The 21,943-nt window shown below is 58.1% G+C and carries 22 protein-coding genes and 3 pseudogenes; 17 read left to right on the top strand and 8 right to left on the bottom strand.

The features are described 5' to 3' along the window. Positions 1 to 693 precede the first annotated feature (693 nt). On the bottom strand, positions 694 to 993 hold the full coding sequence (locus NKJ73_RS30670) for a hypothetical protein (RefSeq protein ID WP_352457998.1): 300 nt from the start codon (positions 991 to 993) through the stop codon (positions 694 to 696). 231 nt (positions 994 to 1,224) lie between these two features. On the opposite strand from NKJ73_RS30670, the gene NKJ73_RS30675 reads away from it, so the two are divergent. The 7 genes from NKJ73_RS30675 (at position 1,225) to NKJ73_RS30705 (ending at position 9,564) form a co-directional block, all read left to right on the top strand. Then, complete coding sequence (locus tag NKJ73_RS30675) at positions 1,225 to 2,367, top strand: helix-turn-helix domain-containing protein (RefSeq protein ID WP_352457999.1); 1,143 nt, start codon at positions 1,225 to 1,227, stop codon at positions 2,365 to 2,367. 298 nt (positions 2,368 to 2,665) lie between these two features. Further along, positions 2,666 to 4,408: a putative bifunctional diguanylate cyclase/phosphodiesterase gene (locus tag NKJ73_RS30680; protein ID WP_502905408.1), complete on the top strand. Its 1,743-nt coding sequence runs from the start codon at positions 2,666 to 2,668 to the stop codon at positions 4,406 to 4,408. 176 nt (positions 4,409 to 4,584) lie between these two features. Next, positions 4,585 to 5,106, top strand: coding sequence for a ubiquinone biosynthesis methyltransferase UbiE (locus NKJ73_RS30685; protein WP_352458039.1), 522 nt, complete (start codon positions 4,585 to 4,587; stop codon positions 5,104 to 5,106). Beyond that, a complete protein-coding gene (locus NKJ73_RS30690) occupies positions 5,103 to 6,281 on the top strand; it encodes a class I SAM-dependent methyltransferase (RefSeq protein WP_352458001.1) in 1,179 nt (392 codons plus the stop codon). Before NKJ73_RS30685 ends, NKJ73_RS30690 begins: the two co-directional genes overlap by 4 nt. Beyond that, positions 6,278 to 8,644, top strand: a complete 2,367-nt coding sequence (locus tag NKJ73_RS30695) for a SpoIIE family protein phosphatase (protein ID WP_352572151.1) — start codon at positions 6,278 to 6,280, stop codon at positions 8,642 to 8,644. Before NKJ73_RS30690 ends, NKJ73_RS30695 begins: the two co-directional genes overlap by 4 nt. Positions 8,645 to 8,646: 2 nt before the next feature. Then, positions 8,647 to 9,207, top strand: coding sequence for a slr1658 superfamily regulator (locus NKJ73_RS30700; protein ID WP_352458003.1), 561 nt, complete (start codon positions 8,647 to 8,649; stop codon positions 9,205 to 9,207). Between the two features lie 18 nt (positions 9,208 to 9,225). Continuing rightward, entirely contained in the window at positions 9,226 to 9,564 is a 339-nt protein-coding gene (locus tag NKJ73_RS30705) for a slr1659 superfamily regulator (protein ID WP_352458004.1), read from the top strand. A 448-nt stretch (positions 9,565 to 10,012) separates the two neighbouring features. Here NKJ73_RS30705 and NKJ73_RS30710 read toward each other — a convergent pair. Continuing rightward, positions 10,013 to 10,486, bottom strand: a pseudogene (locus tag NKJ73_RS30710) (transposase); the annotation flags it as partial. Between the two features lie 19 nt (positions 10,487 to 10,505). On the opposite strand from NKJ73_RS30710, the pseudogene NKJ73_RS30715 reads away from it, so the two are divergent. Both NKJ73_RS30715 and NKJ73_RS30720 read left to right on the top strand, forming a co-directional pair. Further along, a pseudogene (locus NKJ73_RS30715) lies at positions 10,506 to 11,042 on the top strand (SOS response-associated peptidase). A 41-nt stretch (positions 11,043 to 11,083) separates the two neighbouring features. After that, the gene (locus NKJ73_RS30720; RefSeq protein ID WP_352458005.1) at positions 11,084 to 11,338 is read left to right on the top strand and encodes a chitinase N-terminal domain-containing protein; all 255 of its coding nucleotides are present in this window, start codon (positions 11,084 to 11,086) and stop codon (positions 11,336 to 11,338) included. A gap of 237 nt (positions 11,339 to 11,575) precedes the next feature. Here the strand turns inward: NKJ73_RS30720 and NKJ73_RS30725 are convergent, their stop codons facing one another. Beyond that, a complete protein-coding gene (locus NKJ73_RS30725; RefSeq protein ID WP_352458006.1) occupies positions 11,576 to 12,100 on the bottom strand; it encodes a helix-turn-helix transcriptional regulator in 525 nt (174 codons plus the stop codon). Positions 12,101 to 12,921: 821 nt separating this feature from the next. On the opposite strand from NKJ73_RS30725, the gene NKJ73_RS30730 reads away from it, so the two are divergent. The 3 genes from NKJ73_RS30730 (at position 12,922) to NKJ73_RS30740 (ending at position 14,467) form a co-directional block, all read left to right on the top strand. Then, positions 12,922 to 13,131, top strand: coding sequence for a hypothetical protein (locus NKJ73_RS30730; RefSeq protein ID WP_352458007.1), 210 nt, complete (start codon positions 12,922 to 12,924; stop codon positions 13,129 to 13,131). Positions 13,132 to 13,288: 157 nt separating this feature from the next. Continuing rightward, complete coding sequence (locus tag NKJ73_RS30735) at positions 13,289 to 13,873, top strand: hypothetical protein (RefSeq protein ID WP_352572152.1); 585 nt, start codon at positions 13,289 to 13,291, stop codon at positions 13,871 to 13,873. Between the two features lie 303 nt (positions 13,874 to 14,176). Beyond that, positions 14,177 to 14,467, top strand: a complete 291-nt coding sequence (locus NKJ73_RS30740) for a hypothetical protein (RefSeq protein ID WP_352458009.1) — start codon at positions 14,177 to 14,179, stop codon at positions 14,465 to 14,467. A 346-nt stretch (positions 14,468 to 14,813) separates the two neighbouring features. Here NKJ73_RS30740 and NKJ73_RS30745 read toward each other — a convergent pair whose 3' ends face one another. Next, positions 14,814 to 15,200 (bottom strand): hypothetical protein, encoded by a 387-nt coding sequence (locus NKJ73_RS30745; protein ID WP_352458010.1) that lies wholly within the window; start codon positions 15,198 to 15,200, stop codon positions 14,814 to 14,816. A 30-nt stretch (positions 15,201 to 15,230) separates the two neighbouring features. On the opposite strand from NKJ73_RS30745, the gene NKJ73_RS30750 reads away from it, so the two are divergent. Next, positions 15,231 to 15,827: a hypothetical protein gene (locus NKJ73_RS30750; RefSeq protein WP_352572153.1), complete on the top strand. Its 597-nt coding sequence runs from the start codon at positions 15,231 to 15,233 to the stop codon at positions 15,825 to 15,827. 383 nt (positions 15,828 to 16,210) lie between these two features. Then, positions 16,211 to 16,916: pseudogene (locus tag NKJ73_RS30755) on the top strand (SOS response-associated peptidase). A 208-nt stretch (positions 16,917 to 17,124) separates the two neighbouring features. On the opposite strand, the gene NKJ73_RS30760 reads toward NKJ73_RS30755, so the two are convergent. Then, positions 17,125 to 17,394 (bottom strand): DUF982 domain-containing protein, encoded by a 270-nt coding sequence (locus tag NKJ73_RS30760; RefSeq protein ID WP_352458012.1) that lies wholly within the window; start codon positions 17,392 to 17,394, stop codon positions 17,125 to 17,127. Between the two features lie 53 nt (positions 17,395 to 17,447). Between NKJ73_RS30760 and NKJ73_RS30765 the strand changes: the two genes are divergently transcribed. Then, entirely contained in the window at positions 17,448 to 17,711 is a 264-nt protein-coding gene (locus NKJ73_RS30765) for a hypothetical protein (RefSeq protein ID WP_352458013.1), read from the top strand. A gap of 67 nt (positions 17,712 to 17,778) precedes the next feature. Here the strand turns inward: NKJ73_RS30765 and NKJ73_RS34385 are convergent, their stop codons facing one another. The 3 genes from NKJ73_RS34385 to NKJ73_RS30780 form a co-directional block, all read right to left on the bottom strand. After that, complete coding sequence (locus NKJ73_RS34385) at positions 17,779 to 18,399, bottom strand: hypothetical protein (RefSeq protein ID WP_502903638.1); 621 nt, start codon at positions 18,397 to 18,399, stop codon at positions 17,779 to 17,781. 174 nt (positions 18,400 to 18,573) lie between these two features. Further along, the gene (locus tag NKJ73_RS30775; RefSeq protein ID WP_352458014.1) at positions 18,574 to 19,026 is read right to left on the bottom strand and encodes a Ros/MucR family transcriptional regulator; all 453 of its coding nucleotides are present in this window, start codon (positions 19,024 to 19,026) and stop codon (positions 18,574 to 18,576) included. Positions 19,027 to 19,244: 218 nt separating this feature from the next. Next, positions 19,245 to 19,445, bottom strand: a complete 201-nt coding sequence (locus NKJ73_RS30780; protein WP_352572154.1) for an SAF domain-containing protein — start codon at positions 19,443 to 19,445, stop codon at positions 19,245 to 19,247. Between the two features lie 25 nt (positions 19,446 to 19,470). On the opposite strand from NKJ73_RS30780, the gene NKJ73_RS30785 reads away from it, so the two are divergent. Both NKJ73_RS30785 and NKJ73_RS30790 read left to right on the top strand, forming a co-directional pair. Beyond that, complete coding sequence (locus NKJ73_RS30785; protein WP_352458016.1) at positions 19,471 to 20,685, top strand: ROK family transcriptional regulator; 1,215 nt, start codon at positions 19,471 to 19,473, stop codon at positions 20,683 to 20,685. After that, positions 20,682 to 21,941: a M20 family metallopeptidase gene (locus NKJ73_RS30790; protein WP_352572155.1), complete on the top strand. Its 1,260-nt coding sequence runs from the start codon at positions 20,682 to 20,684 to the stop codon at positions 21,939 to 21,941. Before NKJ73_RS30785 ends, NKJ73_RS30790 begins: the two co-directional genes overlap by 4 nt. Positions 21,942 to 21,943: the final 2 nt, after the last annotated feature.

Below are 21,943 nucleotides of genomic sequence, written 5' to 3' on the forward strand. Positions count from 1 at the left end.
TCAAGGTCCACGTAGCTGAAAAGTTCGCCAGTTCGATCGTCGCCGCCGCGCACTCGCCACCTCCGAATCCCTTCGGAGCCAGTGAATCATTGCTGCGGTCCGGTGGCGAGGGCCTTTTTCAACAGCCTGTTAGGTGATAGCCGCGAAACCATCGGCGCACTCGCTTGCGCCAAGATGGCAGCAATCGAGACTTCCGCGACAGCAAGGTCCGCTTGCACCAAAAACGATCTTCCGAAGCAAATATCAACCGCTGGAGGGAGTAGTATTGAAACCACTGTGAACCCGTGCCCGCGGCGGTTTTCAAGTCCGGTGTCTTGGCAACAGCGCGTCGCGACTGAACGGATTCATGCGACGCGCCTTCCCGCAGCCTTTTGCCGATGAGACTTGACAGCCACAAGTAGTTCGCGCTCGCTGGTGTGAGCATTTCGAAAAATGGCCACGACCATTACTGTCAAGATTTCGGCCGCCGGGTCCAAAGGGTCGAGGTGCTCATCCGCGCAGACCTGATCGAACACGCGTTCGCAAATAGCCAGATCATGAGGGCTGAGGCAGGTGCGATTGAAATGCCGAGGCAGCATCTGTGCGAACCTTTCAGGGCCCGCTACCGTGCTTGCGGCGGGCTTTTTGCTGATGAACCGCTGAAGCGATGGCGTGTCAAAATGACGTTGTCATCTGCAGTGACTAGGAATCAATTTACTTGGTTCCTGATTGCTCCTTTATCAATCCTAGCATAAACGCACACTCACGGGCTTTATATTGTCCGGTAATCATAAGTCTATAGTAATCCTGCCGCTTGTTTTCCGGGACGTGAAATCCGCGCCGAAATTCGGCCGCCTCTTTTGGAGTTCGAGTGCAACCGAGTTTACTGGCCGCGACCTTCAAACTCCCGAGTGAGCATCCGATTTTTGCCGAAATGTCTTTCAACGGTTCGTTGTTACCGTACCCATCAAGAATTATCTTGCGACGATCTTCGCTGTTGAGCTTTGTGTTCATTTCAGCGGTCCCCTCAACTACGCTTTCACGATGCCCGATTTTATACGCACCAGGTTGAAGAGTGTCGTTAGCCTCGCATCCAGAAACTTATCTCGGCATGCATTTCTGACTGTAATCCAGCGTGATCGCCGTTTCAGTCGCCTCGAGTCGGCCAGTCTTGCCAGATGCCTGACGTACACCACATGATTGAGAGGGGCATGGGCATACCCGAATCGGATATGACACCACGCGATGGATGCTAAAAGGCAAGAGGAGGCGCTTGCGAGGCAGGCGCTGGAGCGTGATCGACGTCGTTGGCCGCGCGAAGCTCAACCTTACAATGAGGGTGCCCCGTCACTCGCGCCGGCGCTCGAACCTTTGCCCTTTTCAACGCTCGAACTGGCGCCAGAGGATCAATTCGCCGCTTGGCAGGCGCATATGGCACCGCTCGTCGAGGTCAGGTTGCCGGATGACAAATCGCTCGACGATGGCTTTCCCGCCGACCACACGGCTTGGAACCTCGACGGCATGCTGATCGTTCAACAGCGCGCACCGGCACATAGTTATATGCGTTCTGCCGCGAAGCTTCGGTCCAGCTCGATCGATCACTGGTATATCGCCTTGCCACGTACTGGCCGGTCGTGGACGGAGGTCGATCGCCGTGTAGCGGAGAACCAGCCGGGTAAATTGGAGATCAGATCGCTTGGCTACCCGTTTCGCGGGAGGACAACGGACTCCGAAAGTCTCTTTGTCTATTTGCCGCGCGATTTGTTCGCCGATGCGGCGGCAACCCTGGACGCCAAGAACAATTCAATTCTGTCGGGCAACTTTGCCAACCTCTTGCTCGATTACGTCAACAGCATCGAAGCAAGACTGCGCAGCCTCACGGCTGACGATCTGCCCCGCATCGTGCACGCAACACGCAGCATGATCATTGCCTGCCTCGGGCCTCCGGCGGAACAGGTTGCGGCCGCCGAACTATTGACGAGTGTCGCGCTAATGGAGCGAGCGCGTCGATACGTCCACCACAATCTGGATGCGGCTCATTTGACACCGGATTCAATGTGCCGGGCGCTCGGCGTCTCGCGCTCTCGTCTCTATCAGTTGTTCGAACCAAGCGGCGGTGTTCTCCATTACATACAAAGTCGCCGCCTTCTAGCAGCCCATATTGCGCTAAGCGATCCGGCGGACAGCCGGCGCATTGTTGAAATTGCTGAAGCCTTCGGGTTTAGTTCAGCGGCTAATTTCAGCCGGGCATTCAGCAAGGAATTCGGTTACAGCCCCCGCGAAGGCCGCAGCACTGTGGTGTTGCCGCGCCCCGCCAACTCTGTTCCGCTTGCCGGACAGGAGAAGGCCTCTTCCTTTGAAGATTGGCTCAAAGCGCTCGGAAGCTGAGTACAGGATCGGCCGAGCGGGCTCAAAACAGCGGGGAAGGCCACGCCGCACAATATCTTCGTGTCGCGACCACCGCGCCATCAATCACATAGCTGATTCCCGCCAATTCACGATTTATTAACGAACTGTGACTGTTCGTCGTTACCGATAATTTGCCGCCAATCACGGCGGAGCGTACATTGCAATTACGCTGCATGCCGCGCTTGTTAAGACTTCGAGTTGAAAGTTTGCTAAGGTTGACAGTTATGCTATTTCTAGACTGGGGGGCGCGAATTTGCACCGCCTATGGAGGTGGCTCTTGCGCCCAAAGGCATCAGGCGTCGGCACGGAGAGTGAGGGGCCTTCCTCGAGCGATGCTCTACGCGGCGGCGATGGGGTTCTCGCTGACCTTTTGGCGAACACGACCGAACTTTTGTCGATCTATGACCGCGACTTCCGCCTGACGCACTATGCAACCAGGCTCAAGGGCGTGTACGGAGGCGCGGTGGCGCTGGGCGCCGCCATCTGGGAGATCTACCCGAGCTTTCTCAATGCGAGGTATCGCGACGATTTCCTTCATGTGTTCCAGGGCGGCTCTCCGGCGCGGATCGACTTGCCGCCATCATCAGGCGAAGCGCCCCGGTCCGTTTTCGTCTTCGCCACTGCAAATGGTGTGGGAATCATCGAATCAAGGGCGCACGGCGGGCGGAGCGCTGCGGAGGAGCAAGAGCATGTAATTCTGCTCCATCAGGCGACGCACGACGTGCTGACCGGACTGCAGAATCGGCGGCAATTCGGCGAGCGGCTCCAGCAAGCACTGGCGGCCCTCGGCGGACCAAAGCCTAAAGCCGCCCTGTTGCAAATCGACCTTGACGATTTCAAAGCGGTCAACGACACGCTCGGCCATGGAGCAGGCGACACTCTTCTTCAACTCGCGGCGGGTCGTATCCGCGACGCGCTGCAGGACGGCGAATCCGCATACCGGTATGCGGGCGATGAGTTCGCTGTCATCCAATTGGGAAAGGAGCAGCCAGCAGAGGCTGAACGCCTCGCCGGATCTCTAGTCGACGCGTTCAAGGACCCATTCGTCATCAACGGCATTCCCGTGTTCGTCGGCTCGAGTATCGGAATTGCTTTCGGGCCGGAGCACGGGACCGATGGCGAACAGTTGATGAAAGCCGCTGACATTGCTCTTTACGCGGCCAAGACAGATGGACGCGGCTGCGCTCGAACATTCAACCGTTCGATGCTGCTCTTGCTCGAGCAACGCGAGAATCTCAGGCGCAGCCTTCGAACCGCGCTGGAGCGCGGCGAGCTTTATTTGGAGTATCAGCCGCTCATTCGGCCTCCCTCGTCAGTGACCGGTTTCGAAGCGCTGCTGCGGTGGCGGCACCCTGAGGTCGGAATCATTCCACCCAACGTGTTCATACCGATCGCCGAAGCCGACGGTCTGATGGACGAGATTGGACGATGGGTGCTCGAGGAAGCCTGTCGCCAGGCGTTGACGTGGCCTTCCTCGCTGACAGTCGCAGTGAACCTGTCGCCGGCTCAGTTCCTTAGCGGTTCGCTGACGGACACCGTCGCTCAGGTCATCGACGCAGTTGGGATTGAAGCCGACAGACTTGAACTTGAGATAACCGAGAGGGTTCTACTTGAGAAGACGATCGACAATATAGACACATTGAATACGCTGAACGTCTTGGGAATACGAATATCGCTAGACGATTTTGGGACATACTATTCATCGTTGAGCTACCTTAAAAATTTTCCCTTCGATACGTTGAAGATAGATCAGTACTTTATTGCGGACTTGGAGACCGATCTCAAAAGCCAAACGATCGTGCGATCGATCATGAATCTGGCGCACGGCCTCGGGATAAATGTCACTGCCGAGGGGGTCGAGACCCCGGCACAGGCACGGTGGCTGATCAAGGAGAATTGCGATTGCCTGCAAGGCAACTTCCTGGGTAAGCCGCTTGGAGCCGAGGCGATCAGCGGTTTCATCAGGCGGTCCCCGCTGAGGGTGGTACGCGCGATGGAGGAATCAAAACAAGCGCTCTAGCGCCTTGCGCCCTTCGTTAACGGTGAGGCGGAGATTTCTAGAACGATCGAGGCAGATATCGCGCAATTCTTCGAGTCGGTTCGAGACTGACTCATTACGGGGCGCGGAGAAATTTTTCATGGCGGAGGCCATCACCCCGCGAGAGCTCAATACTGATGGAACAAGTGAGGATGCCGATGGGACCTGTTCATCATGACCTGGCTGGCGAGCCGACCTTTGAGCCGATGATCCAGATCGACATGGAAATCAAAGCTTTTGTCTCCGCTTGGAAGCATTGCGATTATGTCTCGACATACGTGGCCCGGATGATCAGTCAAAACAGGTCAGACTCGGTCCACCATTCAAATCTCTTTTCCTCTGCCTTCAACGAATTGCTGGAAGTCGCCTTTCGTACTCGCCATGCCGACGGCGAACTGGCATGCAGGGTGTCTCGCCATGGCGCGACGGATAGGATCGAGTTAACATTTCCTTGCGTGCCAGAGGAGCGCCAATTCTACGAAGAAGCCGTGTCGCAGTTCGTAGGAATCGAGGCCAGAGAGCGGTATCTCAATTCGGTGTCGGGGGATCTCGCGCCCAGCCGCGAGGTCGTACTCCTGGAACTGGCTGTTGACTACAACGCGACACTCTGGATCGAGGACGCCGACGGCGATGCAATCAAGCTTGTAGTGGACCTTCCGCTTGAGGGCTTGCAACATTGAGCCCTTACGACCTTCTCCCGCGCTTCAAGGCGCAATACGACGCCAACAACCAGGAGTTCTCCATTTCGGGAGTGGTCCGGCCTCAGGCGATCGATGAGCTTGGGCCGAGCATAGCATTGCTCCGCGATGCGATCGGCCATGTGCGCGGCGTTCTCTACGTCAATGTCAGGCGCCTGACGCAGATGAACAACGCTGCGTTTCACAGCTTTTCGAGGATCATCATCGACGCTTGTCGCGCTCGACCCGATCTCAAATTCGTGGTCATCACGTCAAGCGTCGTCGGATGGACCTCGCGAAAATTCGGTCGCCTGAGCGGAATCGAACCGAACATCACGGTCGAGGAGTATGACACTGAATTCTATCCGGGGCAGGGTTTTCTTGAGGAAGGCGGGTTCGTACCAATCCTGCGCACTCAGACAAAGATGACTTGGCGCCACGAGCGCACAATCTTGCCGCGACACGGCATGAGGCCCGGGATCGTCATGGCCGACATCTGTTGCGGGATCGGTGATTTTGCCGTGCTCGCGCAGAAGGAGTTCCAGCCATCGCGGATCGTCGCCCTCGACCACTCCATATCAAGCCTGAACTATGCTCGACAAGTGATGCGGGAATTCGACATCCGGGGCATCGAATATACCTATGGCGATGCCTCGGAGATGCTGCTCGACGAAGCGCAGTTCGACTTGGTCACCTGCCGACATTCCCTTCAAATCTTCAATCGACCTGAACTCATTCTCAAGGAGCTCTACCGCATCTGCAAGCCAGGCGGGCGGGTCTATATCACCAACGAGAAGAATTCGCATTGCCTCGGCGAGCCGCGCGCCGAAAGCATTCGTTGGACCTACAACGAGGTGGCGAAGCTGTTCGGGCATTTCGAGATGGATGTCGAGCTTGGGCCCAAGAGCCGGCGATACCTGATCGAAGCCGGATTCGAAGACATCCGTGTGGAGACCTTCATGGTCACTAACCTGGACGGGGATCCGCAGGACTTCGCCGATGTCATTGCGGCCTGGGCGGACGTCTATGCGGGCGAGATGGCGACCAGACGCGGCGATGGACCGGAGTTCGTCGCACGCTTCCGGCAGGGCTTCGAGGATCATGTTTTCGCTGCGCTCCACCCCAAGGGTTATGCGGGTTGGCCGATCTGGGTCGCATCGGGGCGACGGCCGCAATGAAAGCCAACGATGAGCCCACACCGCGATTCGGCCTGCGCTCCTTTCGAGCGAAATTCGTGTTGGTCGTTGGCGGCGCGGTATTGTTCGACCTCCTTTTGAGCGGTGGCCTGGCGCTTTGGAATGTTCAAAAGCTGTCGCGCGACGCAACCTCCGAAGTCGGTGAGGGCCTGACGATCGCAAACCAGGAATACATTCGTTCCTATGCCGAATCGACAGCGTTAAGCGTCGACCTGCTGCTCGATCGAGTCCATGGGGACGTCAAGGCGTTGGCCGGCGTGCTGCAGGCCCAGATCGACGATCCAAGCAGGCAACAACAGGTCGGAGCCACGCTTTCGCAGGAGGCGCCGGGCTCCGTGAAGGTCGTCTACGACTCGCGGGGCGATTGGGCGCAGAACCTGCCGGGAGCGCCTTCCGTGGTCAGCGTCTGGGGCTACCTGCTGGGCGCCGACCACAGTCCGCTGCCAAGCGTTCAGCAGGAAATAGAAGACAGCACCGTGCTGGACCTCGTTGCGCCGACGCTCATGGCCAGCGGGTCGTCCAAGCTGCAAATGTATTATATTGGTCCAAAGGAACGGCCGATTTTCAGGACGGTACCGTATACGGACCAGGCACAGACCTTCGACCGGCTCTACCCAGGCCACAACAAGGCAGAGTTCTGGGAGTTTTTCTTTCCGGGAATCTATGGGTCATGGCAGCAATGGGCCAGGGATCCAGCCTCACGTCCGGTCTCTGACGATATCACCCAGACAGCGCCTTACACCGATGCGATCACGGGAAAGCTAATCGTCAGCTTTTTCCACCCACTGTGGACGCGCGATCGCACCGGTATCGCTGGTACGGCGGGAGCAGACATCACTCTCGATCAACTCGCGGAAGTCGTCGAACGTGTGAAGATCGCTGAGACCGGGTTCGGCTTTCTCACAATGTCGACTGGCAACGTCGTGGCGATCAATCCGTCAGGCCAGGCAATCATCGGCCTGACTTCATCGAGCGATGCGGGCACCCAGGGCGTCACCGGCCTGGAGAGGTCCCTGCGGGGAAGTACGCAGCCGGCTATCGCGTCGCTGCCTCTCGACCAGAACAATGACGGCGTCATTCAGCATGTCATGCTCGCCGACAAGGGCGAACGCGTACCCTACATTGTTGTCCTCAAAAGATTAAAGCCGACCAATCTGTGGAGTTCGGGACCGATCAAGTCCGAAATGATGTCGGTCGGGATCGTCGTTCCCGAACGAGAGATCTATGCATCCCTGTTCGCCGCGCAGAAGAGTATTTCCCGTGCAACCAACCGTATCCTGCTCTTTCAGATCGCCGCGATCGTCGTTTCGCTTCTGATTGTTTTTGCCGCCGTGCTCGGAATTTCGAAGCGGATCACCGCGGGCCTCAGGGCGCTTGCCAGCGCCGCCCAGCGGCTCCAGTCCAAAGACTATTCAGTCCGAGTGAGCATCCCAACGCGCGACGAAGTTGGAGCGGCAGGGGTCGCTTTCAACCGCATGGCTGAGCAGATCAGCTTTCACACGGAAAACCTCGAGCAACTCGTCGACGAACGAACCAGGGAACTTGGGGACGCAAATCAGGAGATTTCCGCACTCAACGAAAAGCTGCAGGACGAGAACGTCCGCCTTGGCGCCGAACTCGCGGTCGCCAGGCAGATCCAGATGATGGTCCTGCCGAAACAATTCGAACTCGAAGCGATTCCGGGGCTGGAGATCGCGGCCTACATGCGGCCGGCCGACGAGGTCGGCGGCGACTATTACGACGTCCTGCAGAACGGGTCCCGGGTCAAGATCGGCATCGGCGACGTCACCGGTCATGGTCTCGAGAGCGGCGTGCTGATGCTGATGGTCCAATCTGTTGCACGTGCGCTGCAGGAGACCAACGATGGGGACCCGCACCAGTTTCTGGATCGATTGAACAGGGCAATCTACAAGAACATCGAGCGGACGAACACCGGCAAGCATCTCTCGTTGGCCTTTCTTGACTTCGAGGATGAGCGGGTAACGCTATCCGGCCAGCATGAGGACGTTCTCGTCGTGCGTGCGGATGGGGAAGTTGAACGTATCGATACAATTGATCTGGGTCTGCCGGTTGGCTTGGAGAATGACATCTCGAAGTTCATTGCTACGCGTGACATCCTGTTCGGGAGTGGCGACGTGATCGTGCTGCACACAGACGGTGTGACCGAGGCCGAAGACCAAGACAGAGAATTGTTCGGGTTCGAGCGCCTCTGCCAGAGCGCACAAAAACGTCACGGCAGCAGCGCCGAGGATATCAAAACCGGGATCATCGAGGATCTCATGGCCCATATCGGGATCCAGAAGATCCACGACGACATCACCCTCGTGATCATAAGGCACACATAGCCATGACAACGCTGTTCGGGACCCCTGACGTTGCAATCGGGATGAAGGAGAGCGTCAGTCGCGTGCGGCTGTTCGACGGACCTCTCGACTTGAGTTGGCGTCATTGTGCCACGACCTCGGACTTCATCGCCGATCTTTTCGCGTTGCGCTTCCGGTCGTCCCGCAATGACTACATAGAAGTGCGGCACAGTATCGGATATCTGGTCAACGAACTCATCGAAAATGCGGTCAAGTTTCGCGCACCAGGTGAGATCTTGATCGAGGCGTCGATGGATTCGGAGTGCTTCAAGCTCAAAGTGTCGAACGACGTCGATGGTGAAGATGCCTCTAAGTTCCAAAGTCTCCTGGCAGATCTCACGGTTGGCGACCCCATGGATCTGCTGATACAGCGAATTGAAGAGAATGCCGCGAACCCCGACCTGGCAGGCTCCGGACTTGGATTGCTGACGTTGATGAGCGACTACGGCGCACGCCTGGCTTGGATATTCAGCGCCGCCGACGAAAGCGATCGGCTTTGCGTGGAGACATATGCCTCTATTCCGATCTCGCAAATTCACAACTAGAAGAAACGAAGCCCGGCTATGGAAATCAAGACAGACGACTACCGTGTGTGGACTGAAGGAAGCGAAATTTTCTTCGACGGTGCAATGCGGCTTGCCAGTTCCGAGGCCGGTGCGCCTATCTCGGCGTTGGCGACCAGTGTTCTTGCCTGTAATCCCGCTTCCATTACGCTCAATCTTAAGGATCTTCACTTTCTAAACTCTTCCGGCATCAACCTGCTCGCGAAATTTACCATCGAGGTGCGCAAGCGTCCCGATGTTCGACTCGTCGTGCGTGGAACGCCAGATATACCCTGGCAATCGAAATCATTGCCGAATCTGAAGAAGCTGCATCCCGCTGTGGTGCTTTTGATGGACTGACGAAGGTCGTCCGAAGTTAGCCAAAGGACGGCGTGCAAGAGCGCTGCAAGAGCGAGATATGTACGCCCGGATAAGTATTCGGATGCGAGGCTAACGACAATTTGGCCACGTGCGCAGATGCTCGCAATGACTTGGCGGGGGCTGGCACAGGCGGCAGGCGTCCGGGTTGGGGGGATGTCGGGCCGCCTGTGCCGATCAGCCGTCGCTGCGCAGTGTGGCGTCGTGCAGTCGCGGTCCACGACCGTGAGATAGATCGTGTCGCTCGACGGCGCGGGCGACTTCGGCAGTGGCACGCGCTTGCCGGGATCAAGCAACTTCGCGAGCTTCCTCGCAAAACCCTTGTCGAGCAGCCCCGCGACCGGCTCACGTATGTAGGCAGGAATCCGCGATGTGCGTGTCCCGTACGCCGAATGCAAGCCGCGCGGCGTCGAACGCGAGATGCAGCCGCTCCGAAGTTCGGTAGCAAGCCGCGGGGATCGTTCTCAACGGCAATGGCCTTTTCCTGCAAGAGCTTGCGGGCGGTCAGCAGCGCCCGGCGCTTCTGGCTCGTCAGGGTCTTCACATGCACCGGGCGAAACAGGTTGACCCGCATCATCTGCGCATCTGCGCAACGCCGCGAGCATCATTGCGGTCGGTTTGTTCACCTGCGCCTTAAGGAATGCCTTGGTGTGGCGGGTCTCGATGCAGATCACCGGCAGGCCGGCCCTGGCCGGCCTTCGAACAACCACTGCGACAAGGGCCCGGCTTCAAGCCCAACCCGCTCAACCCGCCAGCTGGGCTCCTTGAGCACCCGTGCCAGATCCTCCGGATGGCTAGCCACCTTTATCTCGCGGCAAATCTGGCGGCAAATCTGGCCTGTTTCGTCGATAATGCAAATGGCGGTCTCTTTCACTGACACATCCAATCCCGCGTAATGATTCATGCTGCGCTTCTCCCTTCTGATGCTTGTGGCTGCCCATGCAGACCACGTTTATCATCAGCTCGAAGCGCAGCGCGCCAAGAGCGAGACCGTAAAGACCAACGGCATGTTCAAAGCCGTCTATCAGTCACGCCGCGCGCTGATGCCGATCGACGGCTTCTTTGAATGGAAGGACATCTCCGGCACGGGCAAGAACAAACAGCCCTATGCCATCGCGATGAAGTCGGGCGAGCCGTTACCTTGGCCGCGCTCTGGGAGGATTGGCGCGACCCCGCTACCGGCGACAACATCGCACCTTCACGCTGCTGACCTGTGAGCCGAATCCGCTCATGGCGACGATCCACAACCCTATGCCGGTGATTCTGACGCCCGAAGACTACATGACCTGGCTGACGACCCCGACCCGGAACATCTCATGAAGCCGTTTCCAGAAGAGCTGATGACCATGTGGAAGATATATTTTCTCTCGTTGTTACGTTGTGAGCATGCTTCTGAATCCGGTTCTTTGGCCATTATGAGGGGCACAGACAGGCAGGCAAAAAGCATAATCACAACGTGACAACCGGCGGTTCAATCTGAGGAGAGAAAATAGAAAACGACATGATCGCCCTAACCACCCAATTCGATGCCATCCACTCGGAAAGCGGACGGATAGTCAAGGTCGTCGGCACCGACGGCACCAGCGCATTCTCGCCGAAACTTGTGCTCGTCGCAGATGTCGACGGGACGCACGTCGAGGCTTTGGACTACGTCAGGAACAAGCGGCCGGGGCATAATAGGGCAACCACAAGGCCGGTGATATCTAAGGATTCTGCGTGCGGTAGAAGCCGCAAATTACAAACGCGATGCCGATGAGGCGCATCAAACCAGGGGAATATGAATAGGCTACGAAGTAGGCGATCCCAAGCACAGCAGTAGCTATCAACCACCTGCCTGTGTGCTTGTCCGTAGACGCCATTGCGGCTTTGGTGCCTGCGAGTGACTCTCTTTTTCGAGATTCATACTCCTCTGCCCGCCCCGCGCCATCGCCCAGCGGAAAATCAAAGCGTTTCGGGATTGGCTGTCTGCTGAGATGCATCCAAACGACGGCCCTTATGGCAAGACTGAAATGCGCCCAAGAAGAGCCACCAGTTCCGCCTGACGTTTCGTTTCGGTCTTGGCGAACAGCGAGGCAAGCTGGGAGCGGATCGTGGTGCGGCTGAGGCGCCAACTGCGGGCGATCTCCAGCGGCGCATCGCCCTGAGCCAAGCGCAACGCCAAGTGCGTTTCCGCGCTCGTCAAGCAAAACATCTTTTGCAGTGTCTGAGGATTTGGCCCCGACCTGTTCTCGCGGTCCAGTAACGCCACAATGCTCGTTCCGTCAGGAGCGATAAACCCGTTCTCGTTCAATATCACCGGCCTGTCGCCGTTGCTGCGGATCACCACCCACGATAGTGAGCCCGGCAGGAAATGGGCCGGAACATTCGCGATCAGCCGCCTCAAGGCCACCGAAAGACCGCTGGCCGTATCGGCCACTTCTCCCTGGCGCTCCAGTGTGGTTTGAGCGGCTGCGTTCCATTCGACCACTTTCCTCTCGCGGTTCAGCACGAGATAGCCGCAGCCGATGCGATCAAGCATGCCGGTTATGGATTCCAGGCTGCGTGCTCTTGGCTCCCCGACCCCTGCGCCCGATGCACGATCTGGAGGAAAAACATAAGAGGGCCGCGTCGTGCGCGCCTCATGGTTATACTTGGTCGTTATCGCAATGTATCGGCTACCCGAAACAGAATCACTGTGTCTATCCATCAGAGTCATTTTCTACCCCTACCCAAAGTTTCACCCACCAGAATAAAGTTATTCGTGATCTACAGAAGTCTTCAAGTGATAATATCCGTTCGCAATAATCTTACTGGAAATCTGATGATTACACTGTTAAGATTCCCAGAATTTGGGCGCAATCGCGAGATTTATACCGTCCAGAGATCATCAACTGGTTGTAATCTTCCCGTTTGTGTTCCGGCATATGAAAGCCACGCCGAAATTCCGCGCCTCCGTCGGGGTTCGAGTGCAACCGAGTTTACTGGCTCTGACTCTTAAACTAGCATCCGATCTTGGTCGCAATATCTTTCAACGGTTCGTTATTAAGGTATCCATGAAGAATTACCTTGCGACGGGCTTCGCTCTTGAGCTTTGCGTTCATTTCGCGGGCTCCTCAACTACGCGTTCACAACACGCGATTCTATACGAATCAAATTGAAGATTGTCGTTAGCTTCACATCCAGAAACGTATCTCGGAATGCATTTTTTGAGATTTCTTCATGCCGCCAAGCTGCCGATAATATTCCTGCTCACCTGTTTCCGAAAGCGCTCAAGTAAATGATCGTCCTCAACGGCCATCTTCAGGGCCGTCTTGACGCACTCTCGACATCGCGTCGGGCGGTCCGCTAAGAGGAACGACAATGGGCATCATTCGCCTGGATGGCGAAACCAAAGCTGAACTGCATTCTGAAGCGGTTAAGCTCATCGCCCGGTACGGCAGCCCCCTAAAGACGATAAAGGCGCTCATGGCGTATAAGTGCGAGCTTGAGACTCAAATTCTGGCTCTCGCTCACCGGCACCCTGGATTGGTGACCCTCGGGTATGACGACACGCCGCCAACCTTGGAATGAGCCATGGACGTCTGTCATGACGGCGAGCGACCCGGGACTTTTGACTTACAAGGAACCCAAACGGTCCGGAACAAGAAATGCCGGGCGGAGAATTCGAGGCCGAGCCAGCCGGTCATGACTGCTATCTTGTTTGCGGCACGACGGGGTCGAGTTGACGATGCACGATGTTATCAGTTTTTTGGAAGCGAACTCCACGCTGGTGCTGGCGAACCCGGCCGTCTTTGCCAGTTTTGCCGTTCTCTTCGGAGGAGGCGGATTTGTGGTCGGCCGCTATTTGTTGACCGAACGTCTCGCGAATCTGGAAAGCCGCATTGCCAGACGTGACGAGGAAATTACTGAACTAAAAGCAAAGAAGAAAGTGCAAGATCCGGAGCCGCCGATGGTGCCGATAATCGGTACTGTTGCAATTGGTCCCACCAACCGAAGTGAATTGGACAAGCTCGATGCAGAAGCGGCCGGGCGACTGCCAATGGAAGTCAATGAGCGTGTCAAAGGGCAGCCATCCGGCTTGTCGGGAAACGCACGAGAGCCACTGGGCGAATGGATCGACACTGCGCTAACGCGCTGGTTGAGGCGATCATCGCCGTCACGTCTGTCGTCGACATCAAGGCAATCATCTCGACAGCATCTGCGGCCCTCCGTGGGCGAACGGTCTAGCCGAGACTTTGGCCGATTTTCAAAAACCCACCCGGCACGACTGGCAACTGCGTCGCTACCTTGGGCGTATTGCATGCCCGCTTAGCTTGCCGCATGTTCGGATGGGGCTTGGGAGGGCTGAAAATGCTGTTCTTCGTGGCGGTTTGCTTCTCTGCCAGCGCGACAACCTATCCAACTTATCCGATGAGCGCTTCGTCAAATGAACACATCGCTCAATCGTGGAGCTGTAGCCCGCGACTGACGTGCGGAAAGATTCGGTCCTGTGCGGAGGCAATCTGGTACCTGCAGAATTGTCCGTGGGGAGGCAATCTCGACCGCGATTGCGACGGAGCACCCTGCGAAAACCTTTGCGGCAGTAGCAATTGAGTACCACCACGGACCGGGGCCAATGACACGCCGATCTTTCGCGGAAGATCTCGAAAGCGCCGCCGAGCGCATAGCCGACATGCCTCGCGCGGATTTGCAGATTATCCTGCGTCGCGCTGCTTTGATGCTAAGAAACGTCGGTGGCGTGCCGCTTGAGCCAGCAACCGCAGACGCACTCGATTCCATAGCAGCCGAGATGAAAATCGGCAGGCCGGAGCTTATCCAGATCATTCTGCGAGAATGGCTTGAGGCCAACGCGTATTTGCCGTTTCGGACTATCGACGAGGAAAGCGAGACTGACGGGAGCGCCTAAACAGGTCTGCTAGTTCCGACGTCCAACGGATGACCGATTTCCGCGTCTTTCAAGGCGCCGCATTCAAAGCGCACGTGCTTTGTTTCGGGCGGCACTTAGGGAAGGGCAACAGGAAAACATTTACAACCATTAGCTTGTTGCGCCCACATTCTGGCGGCGATCTATCTGGTTGCGCATGCCGATCTTACATGCATGCCGAAGTCTGCCGGAAAACTTCCTTCGCCTGGCCGGTGCTGCCATTGGTGGCCGGCGCCAGCGACGGCCGAGACGCGCCCGGCCCTGGCGGCCCAGCGGTGTGCCGGCCAACGGCCGCATTCCCGCAGCCGGGTTCGATCGAAAAATGCCGTCACTCGTCCCTCCATACGACGCGCCGCTCCCATCTGATTTCAACCAGGCGGCGGTAGCGGATCGTCTCCAATTCCTGACCGACAGGATGGAATAGTTCGGCTCTCATCCATTCGTTGCGACCGCATTTTTCGCAACGGACCTTTGCCCGCACCTGGTCAATGGTGACGTTGCCGATCACCTCGCGCAGCTCCAGCGGCTTGTAGAAACGCTTGATGTTGCAGTGGCCGCAGCTGATGCGGGCCACCTGCCCCGTATTATGGGCATGCATCAACGTCCATGGCGCGCCCCTCGGCCACTTTTCGGGTTGTTCTGGCATGCCTAAAAATGAGGAACATTTTCCTCGTCCGTCAAGGCGCTCTTGACTTTTTGTTCTGTTTTTGTTCACTTGCAACGTTAACAGCAACAGGAGGCAGATATGAACCTGCTTTTGCGCGTCAAGGGTGCCTCGGGCGAGGAGATTTTGCGTGGGTTATTGGCCGCCGAGGCTGTATTGGAGCGTGCCGGCATCACAGCAAGCAGACAAGCAGCAGAAGGCATGTTCGCGCTCGAGGGCTGGGACATAAGTGGTTTTCCCGATGACGGCCAGCCGACAGAAAAAGAAGACAAAGCCGCTCAAATCTGGATGGAAGCCCAGCTAGCGGCGCTTGAGGCATGTTGCGCTGGTTGGTCTGCCGAGAAAAGGCCGGCTGCCGCAGATTTGGAATTGCCGACCGACCCGGAAGCACAACTCGCCGACAGGGCCATAGCTCTGGCAAAGCTTCGCGCGCTGACCGAGGCGGAGGACGGCAACGGCGAGTTCATGGATTCAGCCGCCGGCACGCTGGCCTGGAGTGTTGCTGCCGCGCTCGACGAATTTCTGGCGCGAGATCTGGTTTCCGATGTGACGGTCGCCTTCACCACGCTCGCACTTGCCGGTTTCCATCCAGACGAGCCAATCGAGCCCAAGCGCAAAGCCGTGCTGGACGCCATTGAGGCACTGGAGAAGGCGATAGAGAAACCGACCGCGCAGTGATGCGATGCGCAGCCCAGGGCCCACGCCGGCCAGGATCGACCGGGAATGGCCCTAGTCAGATCGTGCTGCCCGACGACCTATGTACCGGACACAGCTTTGCGCTGATCCGTGAATTCTGCGGAGAGCGCGGGCTGGCCGGAATGGTAAGGCGGGTGCAGGCGACATGGCCGAATCTTAAAAAAAGAACTGGAGACTCTACTGCTTCGCCGACCAGGCGTCCGCACAGCTGTTCCTTCAGCACTTCGGAGGCATCATTCGATCCTAGGTGTGATCGAGAAAACGGCCACCCAAACGGGGTCTGGCGCCGGACAGGCGAATACAAGAGAATTCTCGATCTCGGGCCGCTGAGTGTTCCCGAGGCCCTCCGCAACTAAGGCAACGACATGTGTAATCTTTACAGCATCACCACCAGCCAAGAGGCGATCCGCCAATGGACCGGGGCGTTGCGCGACATTCTGGGCAACCTGGAGCCGTCGATCGACATCTACCCCAACCAGTTCGGCCCGATCGTTCGCAACGCAGCGGACGGGGAGCGCGAACTGGCTAAACTGCGCTGGGGAATGCCGACGCCCTTGGAGCGCGTCAAAGGCAACGCCGATTCCGGCACGACGAATATCCGCAACCCGCAATATGGCCACTGGCAGCAATATGTCGGCATCGAGCATCGTTGCGTGGTGCCAGTGACGAGCTTCGCAGAGCAGCCCCACGCCTGGCGATAGGGACCCGGAGACAGGCGGCATACAGCGGAACTTCTGGTTCGCGCTCAGCGAGGAGCGGCCGCTGTTCTTCTTCGCTGGCCTCTGGCCGCGCTGGCAGGGAGTCCGAAAGGTCAAGGAAGGTCCGGGCGAACACGAGGTCTACGCATTCATGACCACCAAACCCAACGCGCTGATCGCGCCAATCCACGAAAAGGCGATGCCGGTGATCCTGACCACGCGAGAGGACATCGAGACTTGGTTGACCGCGCCATGGACCGAAGCAAAGCAGCTACAGCGCCCAGCTCCCGACGACGCCTTGGTGATCGTCGAGAAACCCGCCACCCAGATCAAAATCCCGCAGCAGAGCCCGGCACAAGGGTGGCTACTCTAACGGGCTTGCCAATGAGCAACGAACAGGTCATTCGCGTTCCCAGCGCCATAGAACCCGTCACACGCGCCCAGGTATTCAGCATCATAAGTGCGAGCATGCCGATTGTGGCAAGGATGTTGGATGGGGATGCGCCAAGTCCAGACAGCCATTGCATTGGGCTCTGTTTTGAACACCGTGCCGACGGAGAGCACTTCCTCTGACTGCCACCTCAGGCCCGCGGACCCAGTTCAACCAAGATGTCCGCCTCCTTCGCGGCCTCAACGAAAGCCTTACGGACGAGGTGAGCTTCCTTCAGTCCTTGGAGAGCACCAAGACAGGCTTTCCGGGCCGCGACGTGCTTCTTGCTGGTCGTCGTCGGCCATCTGTTCAGAAGGATATCGGCGGCTTGGGCAACCCGCTCCACGGTGTAGACAGTGTTCCGCGACCTGCCGAGTGCAACGCGCACAGGCTCCTCAAAACGGTGGTCTTGCACGCGCACCTCCCGAGTCTCGAAACGCGACTCAATTCTCGGTCATGTGATAGGTTCCTGCCATGTCTGATCATATTCTGCCCGGTCAAAAGAAGCCCAAGCTAATCGTCGTAGTGGCGTTCGATCGTGGCGAGGACGGCGAACTGTTTCCCGCCTTTGGTCCCGCCGATCAGCAAAGCGAGGAACGCGCAATCCGCACCGGTCAGGCGCTCGCAGTGAAGCACGTTGGCGTAATAGCATGGAGCCGCGACGCCGACCCGGCCATTGGCGATTATGGCCCGCCGACCGTGCTATTCACCAGCGGTGACGTGCCGGATATGGAGTAAATTCAGCCCCGAGATTCCATTTCGCGGTGTTCGGAGAACTCCCCTTCAATGGTTATTTGTGGATCATTTATTGGGTAACGCCGCTATTGGCGATGCGCTCTTCGAAGTCGGGGCCAAGCCCGACGGCTGAAGCACTGGCCAGCGTCCATCGCGGCGGCAGCTTCTGGGCCAAGCGGATGCCTTCTGTTACTTGCGGACGTTTGATGTGGCGCAAAGGATCAGCAGAAGTTAACATATCTTGTTCTTGGAGGCTGTCGTGCGTACGAAACGTTTCAGAAAGCCCGTCGTCGTTCAACCCGGCCGGATCGATCGCGACAGAGTTGTTGCGTCGGTATCCGACGCGGCCGAAGTTCTGCTGAGGGATTGGCCGAGGCCGGAGGGCAAGTCGCGGCTCGCCGCAATCGAAGCATGCCTCGCCGTAATCCGTGGAGAAAAACCACCAAGGATAGCGCGCCAGGCCTTCATCGCTGCTGCCAAGGAGGCCAGGATATTGCTCGGGGAAGAAATTTAGGCTTACCCAGCATCCGTATGGCCATGCCCTTGAAGCACGGAGCGCTGCTGGATTCAGCGGCGTTGTTGCTTTGTGGCATCGAGCAGAGCGTGATGTGTCGATGTAGTGCGATTTTATCGATATGATTTGATTGTCTGTCGAGGGCGACGATGTATCGGCTCGACTTGTCGATCGCACATTGATCGGCCTCCCCTGCCCCGCCAGGATGCGAGGACGTGAAGACGCAAGCCGTGCTGAAGCTTGTGTTGTGGCGTGAGCGGTGCTTACTGAACCGCGAAACTAGGTAGCTCATTCCCAGTCAGGCCATCTGGACCATCCAGACCTGATGGCATGGCCCGAAGTCGTGCACTGTCAGGCTTTGGCCTTGCGCTTTGCTGGTGCTTTCTTTGGCGTTTTGGCAACCGCCTTGCGGCCGAGACCGGCAGCTTTGGCAAGCGCAGACCGCTGAGCCGCATAGCTGGGCGCTACCATAGGATAGTCCCACGCCAAACCCCACTTGGCTCTGTACTCATCAGGTGTCATGCCAAGCAAGCCCAGGTGGCGCTTCATCGACTTGAACTTGCGCCCGTTCTCAAGGCTTATAATGTATTCGGGAAAGATCGACTTCTTAGGATTTACCGCGGGCGTAAGTATTGGCGATGGTGCAGCGACCGGCTTAGCCAGGCCAGACAACGCAGAATTAACGCTGGCGATCAAATTCGGCAGATCCGCCACGGGCGTTGCGTTGCTCTGGACATAGGCTGCGACGATATCTGCTGTCATCCCTAGCAGATCAGCCCTTCTCTGCCCAATTGCTTCATCCATCAAAATCGTTCCCTTGTTGATCTCCGGCGTTCCTATTTGGAAAATTCGGCCTGCGCAATTGCAAACAACGATTATTTGACGCTAGATCGCTCCAAGGACCGACTGCGGTGTACTGACGCCTGGCTCAGAAGAAAAATGAGATCAGTCGACCCGCTCTCGACGGTCGACCCCAAGTACATCACGCACACATCGCCGTGCGCTTCGAGAGCGGGCGCAGTTCAAACTTCGCGCAGACTTTCAAGGTTGTGAACATGCACATGGTCGCCCGCGACGACCGGAGCTGTAAGGCGACCGATCACGTCTGCGTACTTGCGCACCTTGGAGCTTGCCGCGAGATCTGCAGCGCGAGCTTGTGGCAAAAAACCCTTTTTTGAGCGGCCAGTTGACTGCCGTCTAAAATGATTATTAAGTTCGGTCACAGAACGAACTTAATCGGAGCTGCCGTTGAACGACTTGCCGCGCATTTCTCGTCAGTTCTCGCAGCGCTCCGTCATGGAGGCGATCGTGCAAGGCGGGCCGATCTCGCGCGCTTCAATCGCAAAGCAGACCGGCTTGTCCAAGCAGACAATCTCCGAGATCGTCAGGACACTCGAGCAGGAAGGCTGGGTACAGGAAACAGGGCGCACGAGCGGACATGTCGGACGCACGGCTGTCACTTACGAACTCGTATTTAACGCGGCCTACATCGCGGCGGTCGACCTCGGCGGCGCCAAAGTCCGGGTCGCCCTCACCGATCTTGCCTGCCAGATATTCGCAGAGGAAACGGCGCCGACCGATCCTCGGGGCGGACAGTTCATCGTCGACCAGATCGTGGATCTAGCGCTTCAGGCGGCCGAGAGGCACCGAATCTCGCGCACAAAGATAAGGCTGGCGGTGATTGGTGTTCCCGGTGCACCCGACAAGAAGACGGGCCGCGTCCTGCTTGCCCCGAATATTGCCGGCTTTGGCACGATGAATGTCGTTCGCGCTTTCGAGAACGCATTCGGGTTTCATGTGGTGATCGAGAACGATGTCAACCTGGCGGTGCTCGGCGAGAACTGGCAGGGGTGCGGCCGCGGTATCGACAATCTCGCCTTCATAGCGCTGGGTACCGGTATCGGCAGCGGCCTCATGGTTGGAGGCAATCTGGTGCGGGGCGCCAGCAATGCAGCCGGCGAGATGGGCTTTTTGCCGATTGGCGCCGATCCTTTCGCGCCGACATCGTTGCGCGCCGGCGCTTTCGAGCGCGTGGTCGCAACCAACGCCATGGTTGAACGCTACGCAGCGCTGACGGGCAACATCGTCAACGTGCCGACGATTTTCCACAGTGCATTGGCCGGAGACCGGCATGCCGCGACGGTGCTCGACGAAACCGCACGCTACCTCGCGCAAGGCATTGTGGCCATAGCGGCAATTGCCAATCCGCAAAAGGTCGTCCTGGGCGGCTCGATCGGGCTGCGGCCGGAAATCCTGTTGCGCGTTAGGGACCTGCTGCCGCGCTGCTTCCCCTATCCTATCGCCGTTGAGGCCAGCGAACTCGGGTCGCGGGCAGCGCTCATCGGCGCTGCCGCCATCGGGCTCGGCCAGTTGCACAACACACTGTTCGGCGTCGACGCGCCCGACGGACGCATTTCGCTTCCCCCAGCCAGTTCGGCCGTGCTGCGCGAGGCCACGTTATGACCGCCTTAAAGGACATTACCGCCCGCTTGCGCGACGCCCTCGATTGCGACGCAGCGGTGAAGCTTCTGCAGGGGGCAATCGGCCGCGAAAGCATAACCGGTCACGAAGAAAACTTTGTCGCCTTCCTTGAAGACCGGATGCGCGTGCTTGGCTTGAGCGAAATTCGGCGTGCGGAATTCGCGCCCGGCCGGCCCAACGTCTGGGGTGAGCGCAAAGGTGCTGGCGCCGGCAAGCGGCTGCTCTTCATCGGCCACACCGATACGGTCCATGTCGAGGGCTGGCGCGAGCACTGGGCTGGCACCGCCAAGCGGGATCCGTTTGCCGCGCCAATGATCGACGGGCAGATCTGGGGCCGCGGCGCTGGCGACCTCAAGGCCGGGATCTGCTCCGCGCTGTCGGCACTCTCTCTGCTCGACACAGCCGACATCCAACTGGCCAGCGACGTTGCCTTTGCCTTCGTCGGCGACGAGGAGAGCGGCCAGCCTGGAACCGGCGTCTCCGCCGGCATCAAGGACTTCGTCGGCCGCATTGAGAGAGGCGAAGTCTTGGCGCCCGATTTCGTCGTCTATGTGGAGCCTACCCGCCTTTCGGTTTATCCGGCCCAAATTGGCTTCTTCATTACCGACATCACCATCACCGGACGATCAGCCTATTTCGGCGTACCCGAACTCGGCAAGGATGCCTTGCGTGCAAGCCACGCCGTCATGAGCGCGCTATGGAAGCATTCGGAAGATGTTGCAACAAGAGCCGAGCACCCGCTGATTGGGCGTGGCTTCCTGCTGATCACCGGGCTTGCGGGCGGCGGCTACATCGCTGTGCCCGAACGCTGCACGTTGTCGCTGATCCGCAAGCTGTTGCCCGGCGAGTCGCTGGACGAGGCCGCCGCCGAAATCGAGGCAGTGGTGCGCGGCGCCATCACCGATCCCGAAATTACGTTGGCGTTCGCCTATCCGGCAGGCCGCGATCATCCGCTCGGGGGTAACGCCGCCGAGATTGCACCTGACAGGCCGGAGGTCGGCGCTCTTGCTGCCGCCATGGCCCGATCGATGGCTGGTCGCGGCGCCATCGAAGGCGCGCCATTCTGGTCAGAGTCGTCATTTTTCACCAACCGGCTCGGCATCCCCGCCGTGTACTGCGCGCCAGGCGACATTCGCAACTGCCACACCTTCGACGAACACGTCGATGTCGAGGAATATCTGGCGGGCGTCGTAGGCTTCGCCCGGTTCATGGTGGAGTATTGCGGCGTTACGGAATGAAG

Source organism: Mesorhizobium sp. M0074 (genome assembly GCF_040322975.1).
Taxonomy (GTDB): Bacteria; Pseudomonadota; Alphaproteobacteria; order Rhizobiales; family Rhizobiaceae; genus Mesorhizobium.